The organism is Mesorhizobium sp. WSM4307 (assembly GCF_007003945.1).
Lineage (GTDB): Bacteria > Pseudomonadota > Alphaproteobacteria > Rhizobiales > Rhizobiaceae > Mesorhizobium.
In genome coordinates this window covers 59,733-76,928 of record NZ_VFTB01000021.1, presented here as the reverse complement: position 1 = coordinate 76,928, position 17,196 = coordinate 59,733, and the positions used below count along the sequence as shown (strand labels likewise).

20 protein-coding genes, 1 tRNA gene and 2 pseudogenes are annotated in these 17,196 nt (G+C 63.5%); 15 read left to right on the top strand and 8 right to left on the bottom strand.

Annotated features, from left to right (window positions below; all coding sequences use genetic code 11):
• Window positions 1-665 precede the first annotated feature (665 nt).
• The 4 genes from FJV83_RS34590 (at window position 666) to FJV83_RS34575 (ending at window position 2,131) form a co-directional block, all read left to right on the top strand.
• Window positions 666-845 carry a DUF3606 domain-containing protein gene (locus FJV83_RS34590; RefSeq protein ID WP_010910426.1) on the top strand — a complete coding sequence of 60 codons (180 nt, stop codon included), beginning with the start codon at window positions 666-668 and terminating at the stop codon, window positions 843-845.
• A 207-nt stretch (window positions 846-1,052) separates the two neighbouring features.
• Window positions 1,053-1,514 carry a GFA family protein gene (locus tag FJV83_RS34585; RefSeq protein WP_095773795.1) on the top strand — a complete coding sequence of 154 codons (462 nt, stop codon included), beginning with the start codon at window positions 1,053-1,055 and terminating at the stop codon, window positions 1,512-1,514.
• A 109-nt stretch (window positions 1,515-1,623) separates the two neighbouring features.
• Complete coding sequence (locus FJV83_RS34580) at window positions 1,624-1,860, top strand: DUF982 domain-containing protein (protein WP_142886695.1); 237 nt, start codon at window positions 1,624-1,626, stop codon at window positions 1,858-1,860.
• Window positions 1,861-1,885: 25 nt separating this feature from the next.
• Window positions 1,886-2,131 carry a DUF982 domain-containing protein gene (locus FJV83_RS34575; RefSeq protein WP_095773793.1) on the top strand — a complete coding sequence of 82 codons (246 nt, stop codon included), beginning with the start codon at window positions 1,886-1,888 and terminating at the stop codon, window positions 2,129-2,131.
• A gap of 127 nt (window positions 2,132-2,258) precedes the next feature.
• Here FJV83_RS34575 and FJV83_RS34570 read toward each other — a convergent pair whose 3' ends face one another.
• On the bottom strand, window positions 2,259-2,561 hold the full coding sequence (locus tag FJV83_RS34570) for a hypothetical protein (protein WP_142886696.1): 303 nt from the start codon (window positions 2,559-2,561) through the stop codon (window positions 2,259-2,261).
• Window positions 2,562-2,718: 157 nt separating this feature from the next.
• Between FJV83_RS34570 and FJV83_RS34565 the strand changes: the two genes are divergently transcribed.
• From FJV83_RS34565 to FJV83_RS34535, 8 genes and pseudogenes are all read left to right on the top strand, one after another.
• On the top strand, window positions 2,719-3,621 hold the full coding sequence (locus FJV83_RS34565; protein ID WP_095787638.1) for an alpha/beta hydrolase: 903 nt from the start codon (window positions 2,719-2,721) through the stop codon (window positions 3,619-3,621).
• Window positions 3,622-3,951: 330 nt separating this feature from the next.
• Complete coding sequence (locus FJV83_RS34560; RefSeq protein WP_142886697.1) at window positions 3,952-4,248, top strand: hypothetical protein; 297 nt, start codon at window positions 3,952-3,954, stop codon at window positions 4,246-4,248.
• A gap of 37 nt (window positions 4,249-4,285) precedes the next feature.
• Window positions 4,286-4,359 (top strand) — tRNA-Gln (locus FJV83_RS34555).
• Window positions 4,360-4,505: 146 nt separating this feature from the next.
• The gene (locus tag FJV83_RS36685) at window positions 4,506-4,658 is read left to right on the top strand and encodes a hypothetical protein (RefSeq protein WP_185973437.1); all 153 of its coding nucleotides are present in this window, start codon (window positions 4,506-4,508) and stop codon (window positions 4,656-4,658) included.
• Window positions 4,659-4,753: 95 nt separating this feature from the next.
• A pseudogene (locus FJV83_RS34550) lies at window positions 4,754-4,938 on the top strand (type II toxin-antitoxin system HicA family toxin).
• Window positions 4,939-4,944: 6 nt separating this feature from the next.
• Window positions 4,945-5,346 carry a type II toxin-antitoxin system HicB family antitoxin gene (locus FJV83_RS34545; RefSeq protein WP_142878187.1) on the top strand — a complete coding sequence of 134 codons (402 nt, stop codon included), beginning with the start codon at window positions 4,945-4,947 and terminating at the stop codon, window positions 5,344-5,346.
• A 1,080-nt stretch (window positions 5,347-6,426) separates the two neighbouring features.
• Window positions 6,427-6,672: a DUF982 domain-containing protein gene (locus FJV83_RS34540; RefSeq protein ID WP_095773787.1), complete on the top strand. Its 246-nt coding sequence runs from the start codon at window positions 6,427-6,429 to the stop codon at window positions 6,670-6,672.
• 119 nt (window positions 6,673-6,791) lie between these two features.
• Window positions 6,792-7,025, top strand: a complete 234-nt coding sequence (locus FJV83_RS34535; RefSeq protein WP_019859308.1) for a DUF378 domain-containing protein — start codon at window positions 6,792-6,794, stop codon at window positions 7,023-7,025.
• A 194-nt stretch (window positions 7,026-7,219) separates the two neighbouring features.
• Here FJV83_RS34535 and FJV83_RS34530 read toward each other — a convergent pair whose 3' ends face one another.
• Together FJV83_RS34530 and FJV83_RS34525 are read right to left on the bottom strand one after the other, a co-directional pair.
• A complete protein-coding gene (locus FJV83_RS34530; RefSeq protein WP_142886698.1) occupies window positions 7,220-8,458 on the bottom strand; it encodes a PAS domain S-box protein in 1,239 nt (412 codons plus the stop codon).
• Between the two features lie 74 nt (window positions 8,459-8,532).
• A complete protein-coding gene (locus FJV83_RS34525) occupies window positions 8,533-8,772 on the bottom strand; it encodes a hypothetical protein (RefSeq protein WP_142886699.1) in 240 nt (79 codons plus the stop codon).
• A 274-nt stretch (window positions 8,773-9,046) separates the two neighbouring features.
• On the opposite strand from FJV83_RS34525, the gene FJV83_RS34520 reads away from it, so the two are divergent.
• From FJV83_RS34520 to FJV83_RS34510, 3 genes are all read left to right on the top strand, one after another.
• Complete coding sequence (locus FJV83_RS34520; protein ID WP_095773784.1) at window positions 9,047-9,346, top strand: hypothetical protein; 300 nt, start codon at window positions 9,047-9,049, stop codon at window positions 9,344-9,346.
• A 180-nt stretch (window positions 9,347-9,526) separates the two neighbouring features.
• Entirely contained in the window at window positions 9,527-10,531 is a 1,005-nt protein-coding gene (locus FJV83_RS34515; protein WP_142886700.1) for an aldo/keto reductase, read from the top strand.
• A 383-nt stretch (window positions 10,532-10,914) separates the two neighbouring features.
• Window positions 10,915-11,670 (top strand): DUF1236 domain-containing protein, encoded by a 756-nt coding sequence (locus FJV83_RS34510; RefSeq protein ID WP_142886701.1) that lies wholly within the window; start codon window positions 10,915-10,917, stop codon window positions 11,668-11,670.
• A gap of 129 nt (window positions 11,671-11,799) precedes the next feature.
• Here the strand turns inward: FJV83_RS34510 and FJV83_RS34505 are convergent, their stop codons facing one another.
• The 5 genes and pseudogenes from FJV83_RS34505 to FJV83_RS34485 all read right to left on the bottom strand — a co-directional run bounded on the left by FJV83_RS34505 (window position 11,800) and on the right by FJV83_RS34485 (window position 17,079).
• Window positions 11,800-12,030 carry a hypothetical protein gene (locus FJV83_RS34505; RefSeq protein WP_095774017.1) on the bottom strand — a complete coding sequence of 77 codons (231 nt, stop codon included), beginning with the start codon at window positions 12,028-12,030 and terminating at the stop codon, window positions 11,800-11,802.
• 107 nt (window positions 12,031-12,137) lie between these two features.
• Window positions 12,138-13,034 (bottom strand): aminoglycoside phosphotransferase family protein, encoded by an 897-nt coding sequence (locus FJV83_RS34500; RefSeq protein WP_185973438.1) that lies wholly within the window; start codon window positions 13,032-13,034, stop codon window positions 12,138-12,140.
• A gap of 119 nt (window positions 13,035-13,153) precedes the next feature.
• The gene (locus FJV83_RS34495) at window positions 13,154-15,142 is read right to left on the bottom strand and encodes an AI-2E family transporter (RefSeq protein ID WP_179296474.1); all 1,989 of its coding nucleotides are present in this window, start codon (window positions 15,140-15,142) and stop codon (window positions 13,154-13,156) included.
• 210 nt (window positions 15,143-15,352) lie between these two features.
• Window positions 15,353-16,426, bottom strand: coding sequence for a D-alanine--D-alanine ligase family protein (locus FJV83_RS34490; protein ID WP_142886702.1), 1,074 nt, complete (start codon window positions 16,424-16,426; stop codon window positions 15,353-15,355).
• 34 nt (window positions 16,427-16,460) lie between these two features.
• Window positions 16,461-17,079, bottom strand: a pseudogene (locus tag FJV83_RS34485) (C39 family peptidase).
• Window positions 17,080-17,196 lie beyond the last annotated feature (117 nt).

Below are 17,196 nucleotides of genomic sequence, written 5' to 3'. Positions count from 1 at the left end.
CAAGATTGCTCAGATGTGGAGTGCCTCGGCCGTCCGCGCCAGTGAAATCAGATTATTTCGGTTTGCCTGCTGATGGTATGGGGCCGCTGGATGCGATCGCGACCGGCCGCGTCGGCGTTCCTATTTATGGTGCTGCCAGGCGGTTGAACCCAGCCAACGCGTTTGGCACTTGGCGCCAGCTTTCACCAACAAATAGCGATCCCGAAACTTGTCCGTAACCCGCGACGTGATATTGTTAGCTTGGGCTAATGTACAGGCATGTCCGGTGCAACCATTTTGGGGGTGAGTTTTGGGCGCGAGCGTCAGGTTCAGGACGAGGTCCTATCTGGTCCGGTCACCGGTCCTCGAGTGTAATGGCTGTGGCGGCACCGGGCAGGTTTTCCAATGCCCACGCTGGACAAGCTCCAACGGGCTTTGCTGTCCCGCCGGCACGCATCAGCGCGGCTGCCCCGGCGCCAGCGCTGCTTGCGCCGAATGCGGCGAGGCCGATCCCCATGCCGCAGGCCCCGCCCCTGCATCGGCCTGACAGCCTCGATCCGCGTCGGGCAGGCTTCTGTCCGCCATCTGCCTTGGAACCAGCAGCGCCGATCGCTGTTATGTCTGATCGCGGCATCCTATATACTGATGCCCCGCGACCGTGCGGCTGACAGAAAGCGAGGCACGCCATGCCCGACGACAAAACGAAGATCAAGCAGGACCGCAAGCTGGTTTCGAGCGAGGAGACCTACGAGGTCGCCGCCTTCGCGCGCAAATACGGCATCCCGCAGAGCGAAGCCCAGACCATCATCAAGCGCTACGGCCCGTCGCGCAAGAAGCTCGACAACCACATGGCCGCGCGCGGATAGGCGGGGGCGGCCGCGAGCTGCAACCATTTCGCCGGCATTGCGTTGAAGGATGTTGCGGGCCGCAGCGGCCGGGTCGGGAGCACCAGCCCGGTCGGCGGTGCGAACGGGATTTTCCCGGTTTCTGGCCAACGAAATGGCCAGCATCTGTTCCGCCCGGCCCTTGGCGTGCCAGACTGACGAAAGCCAGACCGAGGGAGGGCCGCGATCATGTCCGACACCACACGCAGAACCGGCAGTTGCCTGTGCGGCGGCGTGCATTTCGTCATCATCGGCCAGCCGACACGCGTCGGCCTTTGCCACTGCAAGGACTGCCGCAAGGCCAGCGGCTCGGCCTATTCGGCCTTTGCGATATGGCCGCGCGACGCCTTCGAGACATCGGGCGAAGTCGCCTCCTACGGCACGCGCAGCTTCTGCCCGACCTGCGGCAGCCGCGTCGCCTGGGTCGGCGACGGTGAAGTCGAGGTGATGCTCGGCAGCCTCGACGTCGCGCCGACCGACCTGGAGCCGCAATATGAATTGTGGATCAGCCGCCGCGAGACCTGGCTGCACGCCTTGCCCGGCACCGAACAATTCGAGCATGACCGGCCCTTTGACGGGCCGGCGCCCGAAGACGCCGCTCCGCCGCCACCGAGGCCTTTGTCCGACGCCGTCGCGCAGACTGAAAATTGATCTTCGGGCCTGGAACCCTCCCTTGTCGACGACGTTATCCGGCGCCCCTCACAAGTGCCGTTGTCCACAACCGCGGTCAGTGTCGGGCGACATGCCACGGAGACGTCAGTTGAACGACAAGATTTTTCCCCGACCGATCCGCCTGAAATTCGCCCCCGAGCGTGAACGCGTCGTGCGTAGCGCCTGGGAGGGCCTGGAATGCCTGGGCGACTGGCCTGCCGGCCGAGGCCGGCGATATCAGGCGGCGCTGCGCTGCTGTCGCGATGCGCTGGACGGCTGGACACCGCCGGAAAAGGCGATGCGGGCGATGATCGACGCCGCGCGCGAAGCCCGCATCCTCCAATAGTGGAAAAACCAGAGCTGGAAGAGCAATGGCCGATGTGATGCTGACGACACCGGTGCGGATCAAGCCGCATGGCTCGGACACAATCCGTGAGGTGGCGACCCTTCAGGACGCCAGTGAAGTCCTGATCGACTGGCCGCAAGCCAGCCGCGGTCCCTTCTACCAGGCCGCGCGCGCAAAGGTCGAAGCGGCGCTGGAAAACAAGGACGGCACGGCGCAGGCGCAGGAAGCCTTTACGGCGCTGTGCGATCATGCCGGCGTGCTGGTTCGCTAACCCAGAAATGCAGGCGGTGCCCCTCGCCTGCTTTTCTGTTGCTGCCGATACCTATTTTTGCGGGGCAGATCGCCATCCACGATCGGATGAGAGGTTTCGAACCCAAAATTCTTCGGCGCCTGGCTTTCTACTTGGCCTGCGGCTGAGCCGGCACCTGGCCCGGCTTGATCACCGGTGTCTTGCCCACGTCGGGCGCCGGTGTCGCCATGCCCTGGTCGCCGGTGGCCGGCGGCTTCAGCACCCCGCCGCAATCATTGAGCTTTTCGCTCAGATTGCCGCCACCTGGCTGCTGCTTGTCTTGATCTGGCTCGACCCGGCATTTGTCGGCCTGCGGAGTCGGGTTGTTGGTGCCCTGCTGCTGATCCGTCTGTGCCGCCGCCGGCACGGCCAGGGCCAGCAACAGCGACGCGATGGCCAGAGGTTTTTTCATCTGAGCCTCCTTTTGCTTTGACGGCCGCCCGCGGCAGCCTGCCTCGCAGGGACAACGCCCAACCGCCCGAAAGGTTGGCGAACAAAGGTCGGCGCTCCGACGCGACCGCCCGCAACCAAATCCGGCCTCCGGCCGTTGCCGGAAAGGAGGCACCACCATGTTCGGCAATTTTCAGTCGATAAAAATCGATGCCGGCGATGCCGGCATATTTTTCCGCCGTGCGGGCAACGGTCCGGCGCTGCTGCTCCTGCACGGTTTTCCGCAGACCCATCTGATGTGGCGCGACGTGGCGCCGGCCTTGGCCGAGCGGTTTACCGTCATCTGCGCCGACCTGCGCGGCTATGGCGCCAGCGCGTGCCCGTCGTCCGACAGCGCTCACGCCCCTTATGCCAAACGGGCCATGGCCGCCGACATGGCGGCCCTGATGGCCAAACTCGGCTTCGGCAGCTTCATGGTCGCCGGCCATGATCGCGGTGGGCGGGTGGCGTACCGCATGGCCCTCGATCATCCCGGCCGCGTTGAAAAGCTTGCGGTTCTGGACATCGTCGCAACGGCCGACGCATGGGATCGGGCCGACGCCAGGCTGGCACAGGGCTATTGGCCCTGGTCACTGCTGGCGCAGCCCGAGCCCTTGCCGGAGTTGATGCTGCGGGGATCCGCCGAGGCGGTCGTCGACAACGCGCTCGGCGGCTGGGGGTCGTCGCCGTCAACGTTTCCGCCCGAGGTCCGCCAGGCTTACATCGATGCCTTGCGCGATCCCGCCCACATCCACGCCATCTGCGAGGAATACCGCGCGGCATCGACGCTTGACCGCGAGCATGACCATGCCGACAAGGCCGCCGGCCGGCGTATCCGCTGTCCGGTGCTGGCGCTGTGGAGCGGGCAAGGTGCGCTTGCCGACTGGTACGCGGGCGACGGCGGGCCGCTGGCTCTTTGGCGAGGCTGGGCCGATGACGTCCGCGGACGGGCCATGCCCGGCGGTCATTTCTTCCCCGAGGAGGCGCCGCAACAGACCGCTCGGGCATTGGCGGACTTCTTCGGCGAACCGGGTGGGGCCTAGGGGGTCAACCTTGCCGGAGGCGCCAGCACGGTTCTCCGCATCGTGCGATGGGGCAGCAGGCGGATCGGTCCTTTGCGGGCACGCCTCAAAGCAGTGGTCGCGTCCGCCACGGAAGGAACAGCATGGCTTCGGGACCCTCGTTTCCGGGCCACCATTGCGGCGTTTCGTAGGGCTTCCTGCCATCCATGACCAGCAATGCGCGATGCCTGATTTGCGCGGGTGGCCTCGCGCCGCGTCTTGCCCCGCACAATACGCGGCCCGTCGCGGAACGGGCGGACACATGATGGGTTTTATGGGACAATGCAGCACCCGAACAAAAGAGAAGCCGCCATGCCCGCTCGCCTGCCTGTCCTGTTGATCACCTTGGGCTCCGTGCTCGCCGCGACCAGCCTGGCCGAGGCCCGCCCCGACAGCCGCGGCATGAGCTGCGCCGAGATCCGGGCGATGATCCAGAGCCGTCGCGCCGTGGTGTTGACCACGGGACCGGACACCTATGACCACTATGTCAGGCAGTTCGGCAATGAATGCGACTGGCCGGAAGTGCCGATGTCGGCCTATATCCCGGCGCGCGACGGGCACTGCCCGGTCTATCGCTGCCAAGAGCCGGTCGACAACTTCCCGAATTGACGCCTCGCCGTCCTGACGGCATAAGCATCGGAGCTTCTCCCGCTTCGTCTAATGGTAGGACAGCGCCCTTTGAAGGCGTGAATCGTGGTTCGAGCCCATGAGCGGGAACCAATCTTGTCAATGGTTTGGTGCGGTCTCGACCGAAATCGTCTGATATCCAGCGATAAACGTGTCCGTATCAGGCGAACGCTGGCCTGCAGGGCGCGAGCATTTGGACACGACCAACTCAAACCTGTTCCGTCATCTTCGGAAACTTGATGTCCTGGATCATGAAGCCGCGGCGCGAGATCGATACGCCTGCAGTTTGTCGACGCTACGGGATTTGCGACACCACCCTAGACCGGTGGCTCGACAACCGCGCAAACGGCTTCCCCAGCCGCATTGGCGCGGCCGGCGCCGGTTCTGGCTGAGTTCGACGCCTATGATGCGTCGATCTAAGGCAACGGTTTGAAAGGCTGACTTTCTTTTTTGTTGCATCTTTCGCAGCCAGTGTGTATTTATACACATGAAAAGTGCGGACGTTATCAAGGCCTTGGAGGCCGACGGTACGAAGTCGCTCGAAAGGGCAGTCATGCACAATTCAAACACAAGAAGAAAGCCGGCAGGGTCTCGGTCCCGCACCCCAAAAGGCATATCCCTTTGGGAACTTTGCGGAGCATTGAACGTCAGTCCGGTCTGAAACTGAGGTAGAGAGACATGAAGCAGTATATCGGACTGATCCATAAGGACGCCGACAGCGACTTCGGCGTGTCCTTTCCCGATTTTCCAGGCGTTGTCACCGCCGGCGCCGATCTAGATGACGCTCGCGCTATGGCGGAGGAAGCGCTTGCCTTCCACATCGAAGGGCTTGTGGAAGATGGCGAGGCGATTCCAGAACCTTCCAGCCTGGAAGATGTCATGGCCGACGCCACCAATCGAGACGGCGTTGCAATCTTGGTAGCGGTGAAGACCGAGGCCAAAAAAGCTGTCCGGGTGAACGTCACGCTCCCTGAAGATGTTCTGCGCCGGATTGATGCCTTTGCTGAGGCGCACGGCTATACCCGATCCGGCTTTATCGCGAAGGCAGCTCAAAGGGCCATGGAGCTTGAGGCGGCCTAAAGGATCGCGAGACGCTTTCCCGCAGCGACGCCTCCAGCGCTTCGGCAAGATGGCACGATCTCCGGCGGCGGCGGCAACGCAAGGTGCAGCCGCACCTTGCGGTCCCCTGATCGGGGAGCGCAAAATCCGTGTTTGTGGGCGAGCCCCGGGCTGCCTTCCGCGATCACACCATAGGCCAACGCGGCCATGTGGGTCACAGTGCAATCACAAGCGGTCGATTCCTTCGGGACATAGCCACTGCGAAAGCCTGCTGCGGGTCGCTCCCGTGGCGGGCTTTGCCATGGGGACCAAGGTCCCATGGCCCTCGCGCAAAGGTCTGATGTAACCGCTTTGGTTCCGGTATCGTCCATTGGACGTTCCGTTAATTTATCCAATCGCGATATACATTCCTTCATTTGAATGCTTCAGTTGGATTGGTCGTGCCGCATACATAGCCAGCCGGCAGCCGCCCCAGGCCGGTTAGGCCCGGTGCGCTGCTTACCCCAACCAGAGGTGTACCGGGCCGCCTGAGGGATAAAAGCCCGCGCTCTCGGCCAGAGGCGCGCGGGCCGATCGGAAACCCGATCTTCGGCAGGGAATGCCCCCGCCCTGCCGACAAACACAAACAATTAGAAACGACTAATGTTCCATCAGCCCGTCGAATGCCGGTTTCCCGTCGCGCTAAAATCGCCATTCAATTAGCGCAAACTTAATTAGACATTTTGGATTTTAACGAATCGTTGACCGCGCTGTCCTATTTTGGAACAGCGCGGTCAAACCCCAACCGGACCGCGTAGGCGGCTCCGGCAACCCGGCCCCTGTTGCACTGCCGGAGCCGCTACCACACCGTACAAAATACCAGCAATGGTTGAATCAACAGTTACCAGGCGTGCTTTACGGTGCGCTACCGACGCTATTTTCCAGCCAGTGCCGCGGATCGGGGAACGCGTTCCGCTTTCGATCTAGGGAGCCCGCGGATCGTGCACCCGAGCGAACATTCGAAGGTGCCGCCACAGCCCAGCCTCACGCGCCAGTGATTGGAACCGGTGAAACTTTGGGCCGACACGCGCGTTTTGCATCAGCAACCTTGTCGAGGTTCCAATGCAACCTGCGTGGTTCTCCAAGCCCGTGGTCGTTTCGGTCGGTGTGGCCGGCGCCACCCGCCACTTGTCCAATACACAACAGGCGATCGAATTGTTGACGACACATTGGCGCGACGCCGGCAGCCTGAAACATCAGTCCGCGCTACGCGCCTGCCGCCGCGCGACAAGCGGCGACGTGCCTCCCGATATCGCCAGGGAGGCTTTGGTCGAGGCCGCGCGCGAGGCGCATATACTGGTCGAGTAGGCCGCGCCGTATTCACGGATCGCAACCCTCATTCACAATTTCGTGATCGACGGAACCGTCTGAAACCGCAAGCGTTTTTTTACGGACGTCTTTTCGTCAGGCAACATCAGGAGGCGTTTATGCGCATCATGAACCTCGTCACTCTCGCCCTCATCATCCTTGGCGGTCTCAACTGGCTGTCCATGGGGGTGACCGGCTATGACGTAATCGGCACGGTCCTTGGGGGCGCCATGCTGGCCCGCCTGGCCTATCTGATCATAGGCCTTGCAGCCATTTGGCAGCTCATGCCGGGCTTCCAGAGCTTCACCGTTGGGGAAGTCGATGCCGAAAGGCATCTCCCGCATCACCGGTGACCGGCAAGCCGGGGCGGCGGAAAACCTGCCGTCCCGTCCCGGTTGGGCACGACGGCCTTTGGCGGGCAGTTCCAGGCGCATCGCCTGATTGTCGCTGATCTTGAACAGTGCCGCGATGGCAGTGGCAGTCAAAACCCTGCCGTTGCCTGACGGAGAGACGACGCCAATCTCCTCTTACGGGGGATACGGGACGTTCAGATGCCGAAACCCTGCGCTGCGCCGTCGTCGGCTTCGACACCGGCTTGCGGCACGATGATCGATGCCAGAGGTGCACTGAGCCGCCAGCTGAGACGGCCGGGCGAGCGCTCCAGTTGAGCCGAACCGCCCAGCGACTGCGGCGCCACCCGCTGCAGGACAACGGTGCCGAACCCCTTGCGCGCGCTCTCCTCGCGCTCCGGACGGGGCGTGGACGTCTCGGTCCAGAGCAGCTGGAAGTCGCGTCCGTCCGATGCACCGACACTCTTGGTGCCCAAGTCACCGGCACCCAAGTCCTTGGCACCCAAGTCCTTGGCACCCAAGTCCTTGGCACCCAATTCCTTGGCACCCAATTCCTTGGCGCCCAAGTCCTGGGTGCCGGAGCCCTGGGTGCCGGAGCCTTGGTCGCTTGAGCCGATTGTCCAGGTGATCTCGACCTTGCCGTCTTCGCTGCCCAGCGCGCCATATTTGGAGGAATTCGTGCCGAGCTCGTGGAAAGCCATGCCGAGATTCTGCACCGCATTCGACTGCAGCGTCAGGACCGGGCCGGAGAGCAGGATCTGCTCCTCGCGGCCGAAAGGTTTCAGATGTTCCTGGATCAGGTCGAACAGGCTGGCGCCGGCCCATTCCGAGGTGACGAGCAGATCATGCGAACGCGAAAGCGCCATGATGCGGGCGCGGATCAGTTCCTCGAACTCCTGCGGGTCGCTCGAGCGCCTGCTCGTCTCCCTGACCATGGACAGGATGACCGCGAACTGGTTCTTGACGCGATGGTTGACCTCCCGCATCAGCAGCCTGATCCGGCGCTCACTCTCCTTTGCGGAGGAAATGTCGCGGGCGATCTTGGAGGCGCCGACGATCTCGCCATTGGCGTTCCTGATCGGCGAAACCGTCAGCGAGACGGAGATAAGCGCGCCGTCCTTGCGCCTCCGCGTCGTCTCATAACTCGCCACGCGTTGGCCACTGCGAACCCTGCTGATGATCTCGGTCTCCTCGCTCTTGAGGTGATCGGGGATGAGCATGAGGATCGACTGGCCGATGGCTTCCTCGGCGGTGTAGCCGAACATGCGTTCGGCCGCCAGGTTCCAGCTCGTGATGATGCTGGTCAAATCCTTGCTGATGATGGCATCGAAAGAGGAATCGACGATGGCCGCGAGGCGCGCGTCGGCGGTCGCGTCCTGTTCTTGGTTGTTTGTTGCAATGTCCACCGTCGCCGCCACGATTTCGCTCATCGGCATGAGGTAGTGCGCAAGCGGATCAAGACAATCTCCCCGGGTGCAATTCGCATGCGGCGCGCCGGATGAAGCCCGCTTCACTCCGAAGGCTGATCGCCCGTCTTGCCGTCGCCCTCCGGCAGCACCCCGAACTGCTGCGACTTGACGCCCTGCTCGGCCGTCAGGAACCCGTCCGAGGAAAGACCGCGCCGCAGCAGCTCCCGGACCGCTGCCGAGCGGCTCGGCATGCGCTTTTCGAAGCGCCAGTTTTCCAGCGCCGCCAATTCGTCCGTGGTGAGCATGATCTGCAGCCGTTCCGGACGTTCCAGTTCAGCCATGTGCGCGCTCCTCGCTCAGGACTAAAAACACGGTGAGTTAGCATCTAGCTCATTCAGCTTATAAGTATGGTGACCCCCATTATGCGTCAAGATCGGCCAGTGAGGCCTCCGCACATCAAACGCATGATGCTCATCGAACGCCTGATACGCATTCCTGTAATTTAACTAACCAACTGATTTTATTTGTATATTTTTCAGATTTCACTTGCCAGACCGACACCCCCGAGCGCATGCTTCAACCTGAACAGAAAACCGTTCCCTTTGGGAGGTTTCGATGCGCTACGATTACTCCATGCGCTTGCACGATGACGTCAATGCAGCGGTCGAGAGGGCATTCAAGACGGCCGGCATCGTCAACATCACGGTGACGGCCGAGCAGGTCAGGATCATGAATCTCGCCGAGAATGTCGCCCTCGAGGACATTGAATATCTGGTTCTGCGGGCTGCCCAACTGCTTGGCGCGGCAATCGAATTCGACTCCATGAGCAGCGGGTTGGCGCTGTCTGGAAACGTCGAGGGTGAGGAACGGGCGATCAGCCCCCTCGTTCTTTCGCAGCCGGCCTCGATCCAGTGATGTCGCCCTGACGCCGCGCCCGGTCGCGGCGTCGCGTCCAACATCCGGACTGGCTCCGGCCTGGGCATGCCTGGCGCCCGGCACCCTTGATCACAGTCGGTTGAGACAGCGCTGCACACCTATGGGAATTGGGCGCGTGCTCTATATGGTGCTGCAAACCCCAACCGGAGCAGCGCAGCCATGACCCTCGCGACACGAAAACTCGGCAGCCAGGGATTGAAAGTCTCGGCCATCGGCCTCGGCTGCATGGGCATGAGCCAGTCCTACGGCCCGGCCGACGAGGCCGAGTCCATCGCCACGCTGCATCGCGCGATCGAACTTGGCTGCACCTTCCTGGATACCGCCGAGGTCTATGGCCCGCACACCAACGAGGCACTTCTCGGCCGGGCGCTGAAGGGCAAGCGCGACCAGGTGACGATCGCCACCAAATTCGGCTTCCGCATCGAAAACGGCAAGCAGCTCAGCGGCGTCGACAGCCGGCCCGAGCATATCCGCGAGGTTGTGGAAGCCTCGCTCGTCCGGCTCGCCACCGACCATATCGACCTGCTCTACCAGCACCGCGTCGACCCTGACGTGCCGATGGAGGATGTCGCCGGCGCGGTCGGCAAGCTTGTGGCCGCGGGCAAGGTGCGCTTTTTCGGCCTGTCGGAGGCAGGTAGCGCCAACATCCGCCGGGCGCATGCCGTCTTTCCCGTCTCGGCGCTGCAGAGTGAATATTCGCTGTGGGAACGCAATCTGGAGCCGGAGATCATCCCGCTGCTCAAGGAACTCGGCATCGGCTTGGTGCCGTTCTCGCCGCTCGGCCGCGGCTTCCTCACCGGCGATGTCAAGCGCGCCGAGGATTATCCGGAAGGCGACTATCGCCGCAACGACCCGCGCTACCAGGGCGAAAATTACGACGCCAATGTCGAGGCGGCCGGCACGGTGCGCGACATCGCGGCGGCCCGGGGCGTCAAGCCAGGACAGATCGCGCTGGCCTGGCTGCTCGGCAAAGGCGGCGATTTCGCTGTCGATATCGTACCGATCCCCGGCACCAAGCGCAGAAAATACCTGGAGGAGAACATCGCCGCCGCCTCGCTGAAACTCGACGCCGCCGAAATGGCCGCACTGGACGAGGCGCTGGCGCCGGGAAAAATCGCTGGCCCGCGCTATGGCGAGCGCGGCATGGCGATGGTCGATCGGTAGCTCCAGCGCGTTCATCGCAAGCGGCATTGAATACGGGAAGCGGATGCTTTTCTCCTCGGCAGTCTGCCGCTGAAGTCCATTGGTGATGGCTCAAAGCCTCCCAGCCCGACGATGGCAGCTGCCCGCGAACCACGAGGAATGGCCGGACAGACATTCTGCTGTCGCAAACCGTCGGTCGAAGATCGGAGCGGCAGGGCCCGCCACGGGGAAGCGGCGGGCCCGGATGGGCTTGGATCGTTGAAGTCGGGCTCCCGCCGCAACGCCCTCGGATGTGGGTTGTTCCTTCAAATTTCCGCCTGTCGCTTTTGCCAATTCGCCTGGAACGAAATTTTTTCGTCGAGGTTTATCCCGCGAAGGGACTGATGCTTTCGAGGAGACCTCCCATGAAGCATATGTTGATCACCAGCATGCTCGCGCTCGGCATCGGATGCGGCGCCGCGGTGGCTCAGACACAGCCGGCTGAAACCCAGTCGGGCGGTGACGCCAATTGCGCGGCCGGCGCGGCCAACTGTCAAAAAGGCTCGAAGATGAAGATGGGCGAGCAGGCCCAAGGCAAGGCCAAGGCCCAGGCGGACCAGCAGGCTCAAGGCAAGCCGAAGCTCAAGACCGACGAGCAGGCTCAGGGCAAGGCCAAGGTCGAGACGGACCAGGCCCAGGGCAAGGCAGGTGCGACCACCGATCAACAGGCTCAGGGCAAGGCCAAGGTCCAGACGGACCAGCAGGCCCAGGGCAAGCCGAAGCTCAAGACCGACGAGCAGGCTCAGGGCAAGGCCAAGGTCGAGACCGACCAGCAGGCCCAGGGCAAGGCAAATGCGACCACCGATCAGCAGGCTCAGGGCAAGACCTCGACACAGACTGATCAGGGTTCGACTGCTTCTATCAGCAATGTGACGGTCGAACAGAAAACCCAGATCACCCAGGTCATCAAGGAGACCCGGGTCGAGCCGGTGTCCAATGTCGATTTCGACATTTCGGTCGGCATCGAAGTTCCACGGCACAAGATCCGGCTGCATCGTCTGCCGGCGCGCATCGTCAAGATTGTTCCGGCCTATGAAAGCTACGAGTATTTCGTATTGGCCGACGGTCGGATCGTCATAGTCGATCCAGACACGTTGAAGATCGTCCTTATCCTGACCTGACTTGGGCCAACGCTCTGAAACGCCCGCACACCCAGGTGGCGGGCGTTTCCATGAGATCTGCCGTTGAATCAATTGTGGGCGGAGGCTGCCGTGTTCGGGGACAAGGCCGGGGATCTAGCCGCCAGGACGTCAAAGCTGGATTTCAGCGCCTGCCTGTTCGTCGAACAAAACCGGGCAGCCTCGTGCAAGCGCTACCTTGGAAAGGGCGTTCGCCACCACATCGTCCGGTGACACGAAATCGCCGGTCAGCACCCGCAACTCTTCCACGCCTTCAGCCATCGAGACAAAATTTCCGACCACGCGGTCGTGCTTACAGGCCTCGACCACGTAAAGCAGATCGACCAGTTCGAAGCTGCGCATGTTCAGCCTCCAAAAAAACGTCCATTGCAGGATCATGAAACGCGTTGGCGGAGCGTAATGTTCCGACAGACCCGACTTAGCTCTGGCTCGCCGCCGGCAACCAGAGCTCAGATGTCAGGATCGTCGAGAATGCGAGCGAGCGTGCTGCGCCCCAGCGCGCTCATGGCTGGGTTGGTGCCACGGTAATACCAGACGAGACCCATGGCCTGCTGGAACGCCCAGGCAGCACCGCGCTTCCATAAGAGGTCCTCGACCTGAAGGCCGCTGCGAAAGGCCGCCCTTCGCTCGCGGTCGAGAAGATGCCACGCCACCACCAGATCCAGCGACGGATCGGCCGGCCCGAAACTGCCGCCATCAAGCACGCCGACAAGACGCTCGCCCTGCACGAGAAGGTTTGCCGGGATAAGGTCCTTGTGACTCATCACGACAGGCCCGGCGGCGGGCAACTCCCGCAACCGGGCCCACAAATCGCGCAGTCGGGCCACATCAAGCAGGCCATCGCTGTTTTCAAAGCAAACAGCCATCCAATCGTCATGATCGGGGAGATGTCCGCCACGTCCTTGCCCGTCGAAGCGCCGGCCCCGTGTGTCCGCCTTGCGCAACGATGCCACGAGGCTTGCAAGGTCAAGCGCGAACATCGTCGATCCACTTAGCCCGTGCGGCGTGGCAACCTCGCCTTCGATCCACGTTTGCAATGCCCATGGCATTGGATATCGAGGACCGGGCTCGCCGAGGCCAATCGGGCGTGGCGTCGCAAACAGGCAATGTTCGCCGATCTCGACCATGGCAGCGGCCTCCGACCGAAGCATATCGGCGCATTCGGCAGGGTTCATCGCCCGCAGCGGGAAGCGCGCAGCGCTCTTCGAGCCGATGCGGAAGATGGCGTTGACGGTTCCCGACGATCCGACCGAGGTGATGTGCTCATGACGATATTGGGGAAACTGATCGTCGATCATGTGGCGGGCGATATCGATGTCGATATCCACCTGATCGTCATGCATCATGTGTTCTCGTCCTGCCGGGCATGATCCGCTGGCGCCGACGACCGGGATGCGGCGCAAAGCCACTATAAGCGCCCTTACCGGTAGGTCGAACCAGCGCTCGCGGCGATCGGCTTCTGCCCCTAGCCCGCCGCCGCGGCCGGCACCTTCCTTGGCGCGGCGCGCGGCCGGCGCATGCGCCGTTTGGCGACGAGCTTCAGCGCCACCGGCGGCTCGTTCGACAGCGCGCCGGTCACGGCGTCGACCATGCCGTGGGCGACGAAATCCGCGTTGATGTCCTGGGCGAGCTTGGCCGCCGCTTCCTTGTCTCCGTTGCCGGTTTCCGACCAGAACACGATGCCCACCCGAAGCGCCGCCTTCGCGCGCTTCAGCCGCCGAACCAGGAAGCGGGCATGCTTGACGGAATCGCGGTTGAGGAAGCCGACCACCACCGTGTCGACGGTCTCGAGCTCGAGATGGCGGATGCCGGCGGGTTCCATGTCGACAAAGTCAGCCTTCGACACGGTCGCTCCCTGGACCTCCAGCACTTGCGCCAGCATCGCCGCGGCGGCGTCGTCGAGCTCGCCGCGCCCGCCGGCGCAAAGCACCGATAGGCCACTGCCGTCGGGCAGCTCGGCCTCGTCCTCGGCGGCGGCATCGCCGGGCTCGCCCCCTTCCCCGGCCACATGCCGGCTTTCGTCCTCGGCCGCCTCCTCCTTGGCATCATCTTCGAGATTGGCCACCAGCGCGAGCGCGCTGGCCGCCACCTGCCGCCTTTGCAGGTCGCCCATAACGCCGCGCACACGGTCGCGCTCGCCCAGCAAAAGGGCGGGAACAGCCACCTTGTCGTAGAATTCGACCAGATATTTTTCCTCGAGCATTTCCTCCGCGTGATCGGTGGCCTCGTCCGGGTCGCCGGCCAGGAGCCGCTGGTACAGCCGCGCATGCGGTTCCAGCACCGGCTCGTTGCCGAACAGCACGTCGAGGAATTCAAACTGCGGTACGTGCCTGCCCAACACCACGAGGCAGACGGTGAGCGGCGTCGACAGGACGAGCCCGAGCGGCCCCCACAGCCACGTCCAGAAGATCGCCGCGACGATGATCGCCAGCGGCGACAGCCCGGTTCGCGAGCCGTACAGCCAGGGCTCGACGACATTGCCGGTGACCAGTTCCATCACCACGAACAGGGCCGCCGTCCACAACACGAGCGACCAGCCGGGAGCCACGGCAAGCGCCAGGAACAGCGGCAAAAGCATGCCGATGGCCGGACCGATATAGGGAACGAACCGCAGCGCCAGCGCCAGCAGGCCCCACAACAGCGCATTGGGAATGCCAAGGATCCACAGCCCGATCGCAATCGGTATGGCGTAGAGGATGTTGACCACCAATTGCATGAGCAGGTAGCGGCCCACGCGCTTGGCTGCATCCTGAAGCGCCTCGGTGGTGCGGTGAAGGTCGCCATAGCCGACAAGCCGGATGAAGCGGTCGCGCAAATCCTCCCGCTCGAGCAGCATGAAGATGACGACGACGACGATCAGTCCAGCCGATCCCAGCGGGCTGATCAGCGGACCGACGATGTTCTGCAGGACTTCGAGCGGCCTTTCACGCGCAACGATCTCGACCGGCACCGGTTCGCGCGGCGGCTTGTCGGGCGTGGCGGCCGGCAGCGTGGCGTCCTGCCTGTCGATCTCCTGGCCGACACGCTCGACCACGCTGCTCAACCTGGCGATGATCCCGCCCCCGACGCCGGTTTCCTTGAGCGAGCGGATCTTGGCCAGGATGTTGGTCTGGTAGACCGGAATGTTCTGCGCCAGCTCGCTGACCTGCGTGGCGACGACGAAGCTGAACAGGGCAAGGGCCGCGAAGGCGCCGAGCACACTGGCGATGACGGCGGCGATCCGGGGAATGCCGACCCGTTTGAGCGCCGAAACCAAAGGCGCCAGCGCGAAGGTCAAAAGCAGCGCGATCGCGATCGGCAGGAACACCTCGCGGCCGAAATACAGCGCAGCCACCGTCGTCACGGTGGTCGCCACATTGGGCAATGCGGTTCGCGGACGGGGCGCGGCGGCCGAAAGAATATCGTCCAGCCCATGCGCCTCGGACGCCGTCCCGTTTCGACGATTGGCCGCCACTTGCTGTCTCTCCCCCTGCCAGCGGCCATGGTCTGACATATTGAGCCGGCGTGCAACATTTGCCGGCAGACCGCTGGTTACCCTTCAATTCCGGGCGGGTCAGTATGTTCCCTGCGGCCGGAGGCAATGGAAAGAAGTGATTTTATCCGCTCGTCGGGATTCACGCCGCAGGGCGGACGGCAAGCCTGGCGTGACGCTGCACGGACCCGATCAGCGCGCCCCGTGCCTTGCCAGCGCGTGCTCGATCAGCACGTCGATCACCTTGCTGTAGCCGATGCCGGCCGCGGCAAGCGCCTTGGCGTACATCGAGATGTCGGTGAAGCCGGGCAGCGTGTTGACCTCGTTGACCAGCAGCGAACCGTCGGCGCGCAGGAAGAAGTCGACGCGCGCCATGGCCTCGCAACCGAGCGCCCGGAAAGCCCGCGCGGCCATCTCGCTCGTCCTGGCAACGACATCCGCCGGGACATCGGCGGGCACCTTGACCAGCGCGCCGTCGGCATCGAGATATTTGGCCTCGTAAGTGTAGAAGCCATGCTTGCCGGCGGGAATGATCTCGCCCGGCAGCGAAACCGTCAGCGAGCCGTCGGCCCGCTCCAGCACCGAGCACTCGATCTCGCGGCCGTCGACGAACTCTTCGATCAGCGCCTTGCTGTCATAGCGCAAAGCCGTTTCGACCGCCTGCTCGAAGCCATCCCTGTCATGCACCTTGCTCACCCCGAAGGACGAGCCCTGGCGCGCTGGCTTGGCGAAGAAAGGCAGCCCAAGCGCCCCGGCAATCTCCTGGAACGAACCGACATCGCCTCTCAGCACGGTGACCGAGCGGGCAACGGCAAGCCCGGCCTCGCGCAGCAGCCGCTTGGCGACATCCTTGTCCATGGCGGCTGCCGAAGCCAGGATGCCGCAGCCGACATAGGCGACGTCGGCAACCTCGGCATAGCCCTGCACCGAACCGTCCTCGCCGAACGGCCCGTGCAGCACGGGAAAGACGACATCGACGGGGTCAGGCTGTTCGCCATTCTTGGTGAGAACCATCAGGCGGCCCTTGCCGCCGGGCAGCAGCGCGACCTCCACGCCATCCTCCGACACCGGAGCCCCTGCCCCGTCGGCGCCGGCCTCGGACGAAGGCTGCAGCCGCCACCTGCCGTCTCTGGAAATGGCGATCGGCACCACCTCGTAGCGCGTCCGGTCGATCGCCTTCAGCACATTGGCGGCCGACAGCCGCGACACGTCATGCTCGGCCGAGCGCCCGCCATAGAGGATGGCGACCCTGATCCTATCCTTCATTGAAAAGCCTGTTCTTCATTGAAATCCCTCGAAATCAAATGGTGACGGCAATGCCGCGATTGGCAAAGAAACGGTCGAAATCGGCTGGCGCCAACACTGCGTTGGCCTGTGTGGCGCTGGTATGGCCGGATGGGTTGTGAAAGCGAAAACCGTCCTGCGACGCCGCCGTGACCAGCACCAGATGGCCGCCCTTCGACGGCGGCTCGCGCTCGGGCCAGCGGATCGAACTGCTGACCGAGGCGATGAAGAAGCGTGACTGCCCGAGGATCGCCGGAATGTCCGACGTCGCGACATTGGTCATCACCCTGCGCCTCCAGGCCGAATTCCGCCTGCACGAAGGTGACGAAGGGCGCGTAGATCAGGCCCTTGATCGAGCCTTCGTTGACGACATAGCCGCCATATACGGTGCAGCGTCTCGCCAGTTCGATCGTCGGCACGATCTCGCCGCGCGTCGCAAGGATCATTTTCAGGCACGCCATGCCGCAGATGTTGGCGGCCCAGACCGCGTATTCGTCGAGGCTTTCCGCGCCCGACCCTTGCCATAGCGGATCGCGCCGCAGCGCCACATCGGCGCCATCGGCGAGCACGGCCAGCGTCATGTCAGGCGTTTCCCACTGGCTGAAAAACGGCACGGCTCCAGGCAACGGGTTCATACGGATTTCTCGGATAGTTCCCACGGTCTCGCATACGAGGATACGAGATCGTGGGAAAGCCGCTTGGGCCCCCGAACACCGAAAGCCCTGACGGGCAACGCCGCGCGCCGCCGCCGG

Bases quoted from the DNA above. Each gene is read 5' to 3' on its own strand.
- FJV83_RS34540 (WP_095773787.1), top strand. From the start codon at position 6,427: ATGCAACCTGCGTGGTTCTCCAAGCCCGTGGTCGTTTCGGTCGGTGTG.
- FJV83_RS34585 (WP_095773795.1), top strand. From the start codon at position 1,053: ATGTCCGACACCACACGCAGAACCGGCAGTTGCCTGTGCGGCGGCGTG.
- FJV83_RS36685 (WP_185973437.1), top strand. From the start codon at position 4,506: ATGTCCTGGATCATGAAGCCGCGGCGCGAGATCGATACGCCTGCAGTT.
- FJV83_RS34565 (WP_095787638.1), top strand. From the start codon at position 2,719: ATGTTCGGCAATTTTCAGTCGATAAAAATCGATGCCGGCGATGCCGGC.
- FJV83_RS34560 (WP_142886697.1), top strand. From the start codon at position 3,952: ATGCCCGCTCGCCTGCCTGTCCTGTTGATCACCTTGGGCTCCGTGCTC.
- FJV83_RS34535 (WP_019859308.1), top strand. From the start codon at position 6,792: ATGCGCATCATGAACCTCGTCACTCTCGCCCTCATCATCCTTGGCGGT.
- FJV83_RS34500 (WP_185973438.1), bottom strand. From the start codon at position 13,034: ATGATGCATGACGATCAGGTGGATATCGACATCGATATCGCCCGCCAC.
- FJV83_RS34525 (WP_142886699.1), bottom strand. From the start codon at position 8,772: ATGGCTGAACTGGAACGTCCGGAACGGCTGCAGATCATGCTCACCACG.
- FJV83_RS34520 (WP_095773784.1), top strand. From the start codon at position 9,047: ATGCGCTACGATTACTCCATGCGCTTGCACGATGACGTCAATGCAGCG.
- FJV83_RS34510 (WP_142886701.1), top strand. From the start codon at position 10,915: ATGAAGCATATGTTGATCACCAGCATGCTCGCGCTCGGCATCGGATGC.
- FJV83_RS34575 (WP_095773793.1), top strand. From the start codon at position 1,886: ATGGCCGATGTGATGCTGACGACACCGGTGCGGATCAAGCCGCATGGC.
- FJV83_RS34545 (WP_142878187.1), top strand. From the start codon at position 4,945: ATGAAGCAGTATATCGGACTGATCCATAAGGACGCCGACAGCGACTTC.
- FJV83_RS34490 (WP_142886702.1), bottom strand. From the start codon at position 16,426: ATGAAGGATAGGATCAGGGTCGCCATCCTCTATGGCGGGCGCTCGGCC.
- FJV83_RS34530 (WP_142886698.1), bottom strand. From the start codon at position 8,458: ATGCCGATGAGCGAAATCGTGGCGGCGACGGTGGACATTGCAACAAAC.
- FJV83_RS34570 (WP_142886696.1), bottom strand. From the start codon at position 2,561: ATGAAAAAACCTCTGGCCATCGCGTCGCTGTTGCTGGCCCTGGCCGTG.
- FJV83_RS34505 (WP_095774017.1), bottom strand. From the start codon at position 12,030: ATGCGCAGCTTCGAACTGGTCGATCTGCTTTACGTGGTCGAGGCCTGT.
- FJV83_RS34515 (WP_142886700.1), top strand. From the start codon at position 9,527: ATGACCCTCGCGACACGAAAACTCGGCAGCCAGGGATTGAAAGTCTCG.
- FJV83_RS34590 (WP_010910426.1), top strand. From the start codon at position 666: ATGCCCGACGACAAAACGAAGATCAAGCAGGACCGCAAGCTGGTTTCG.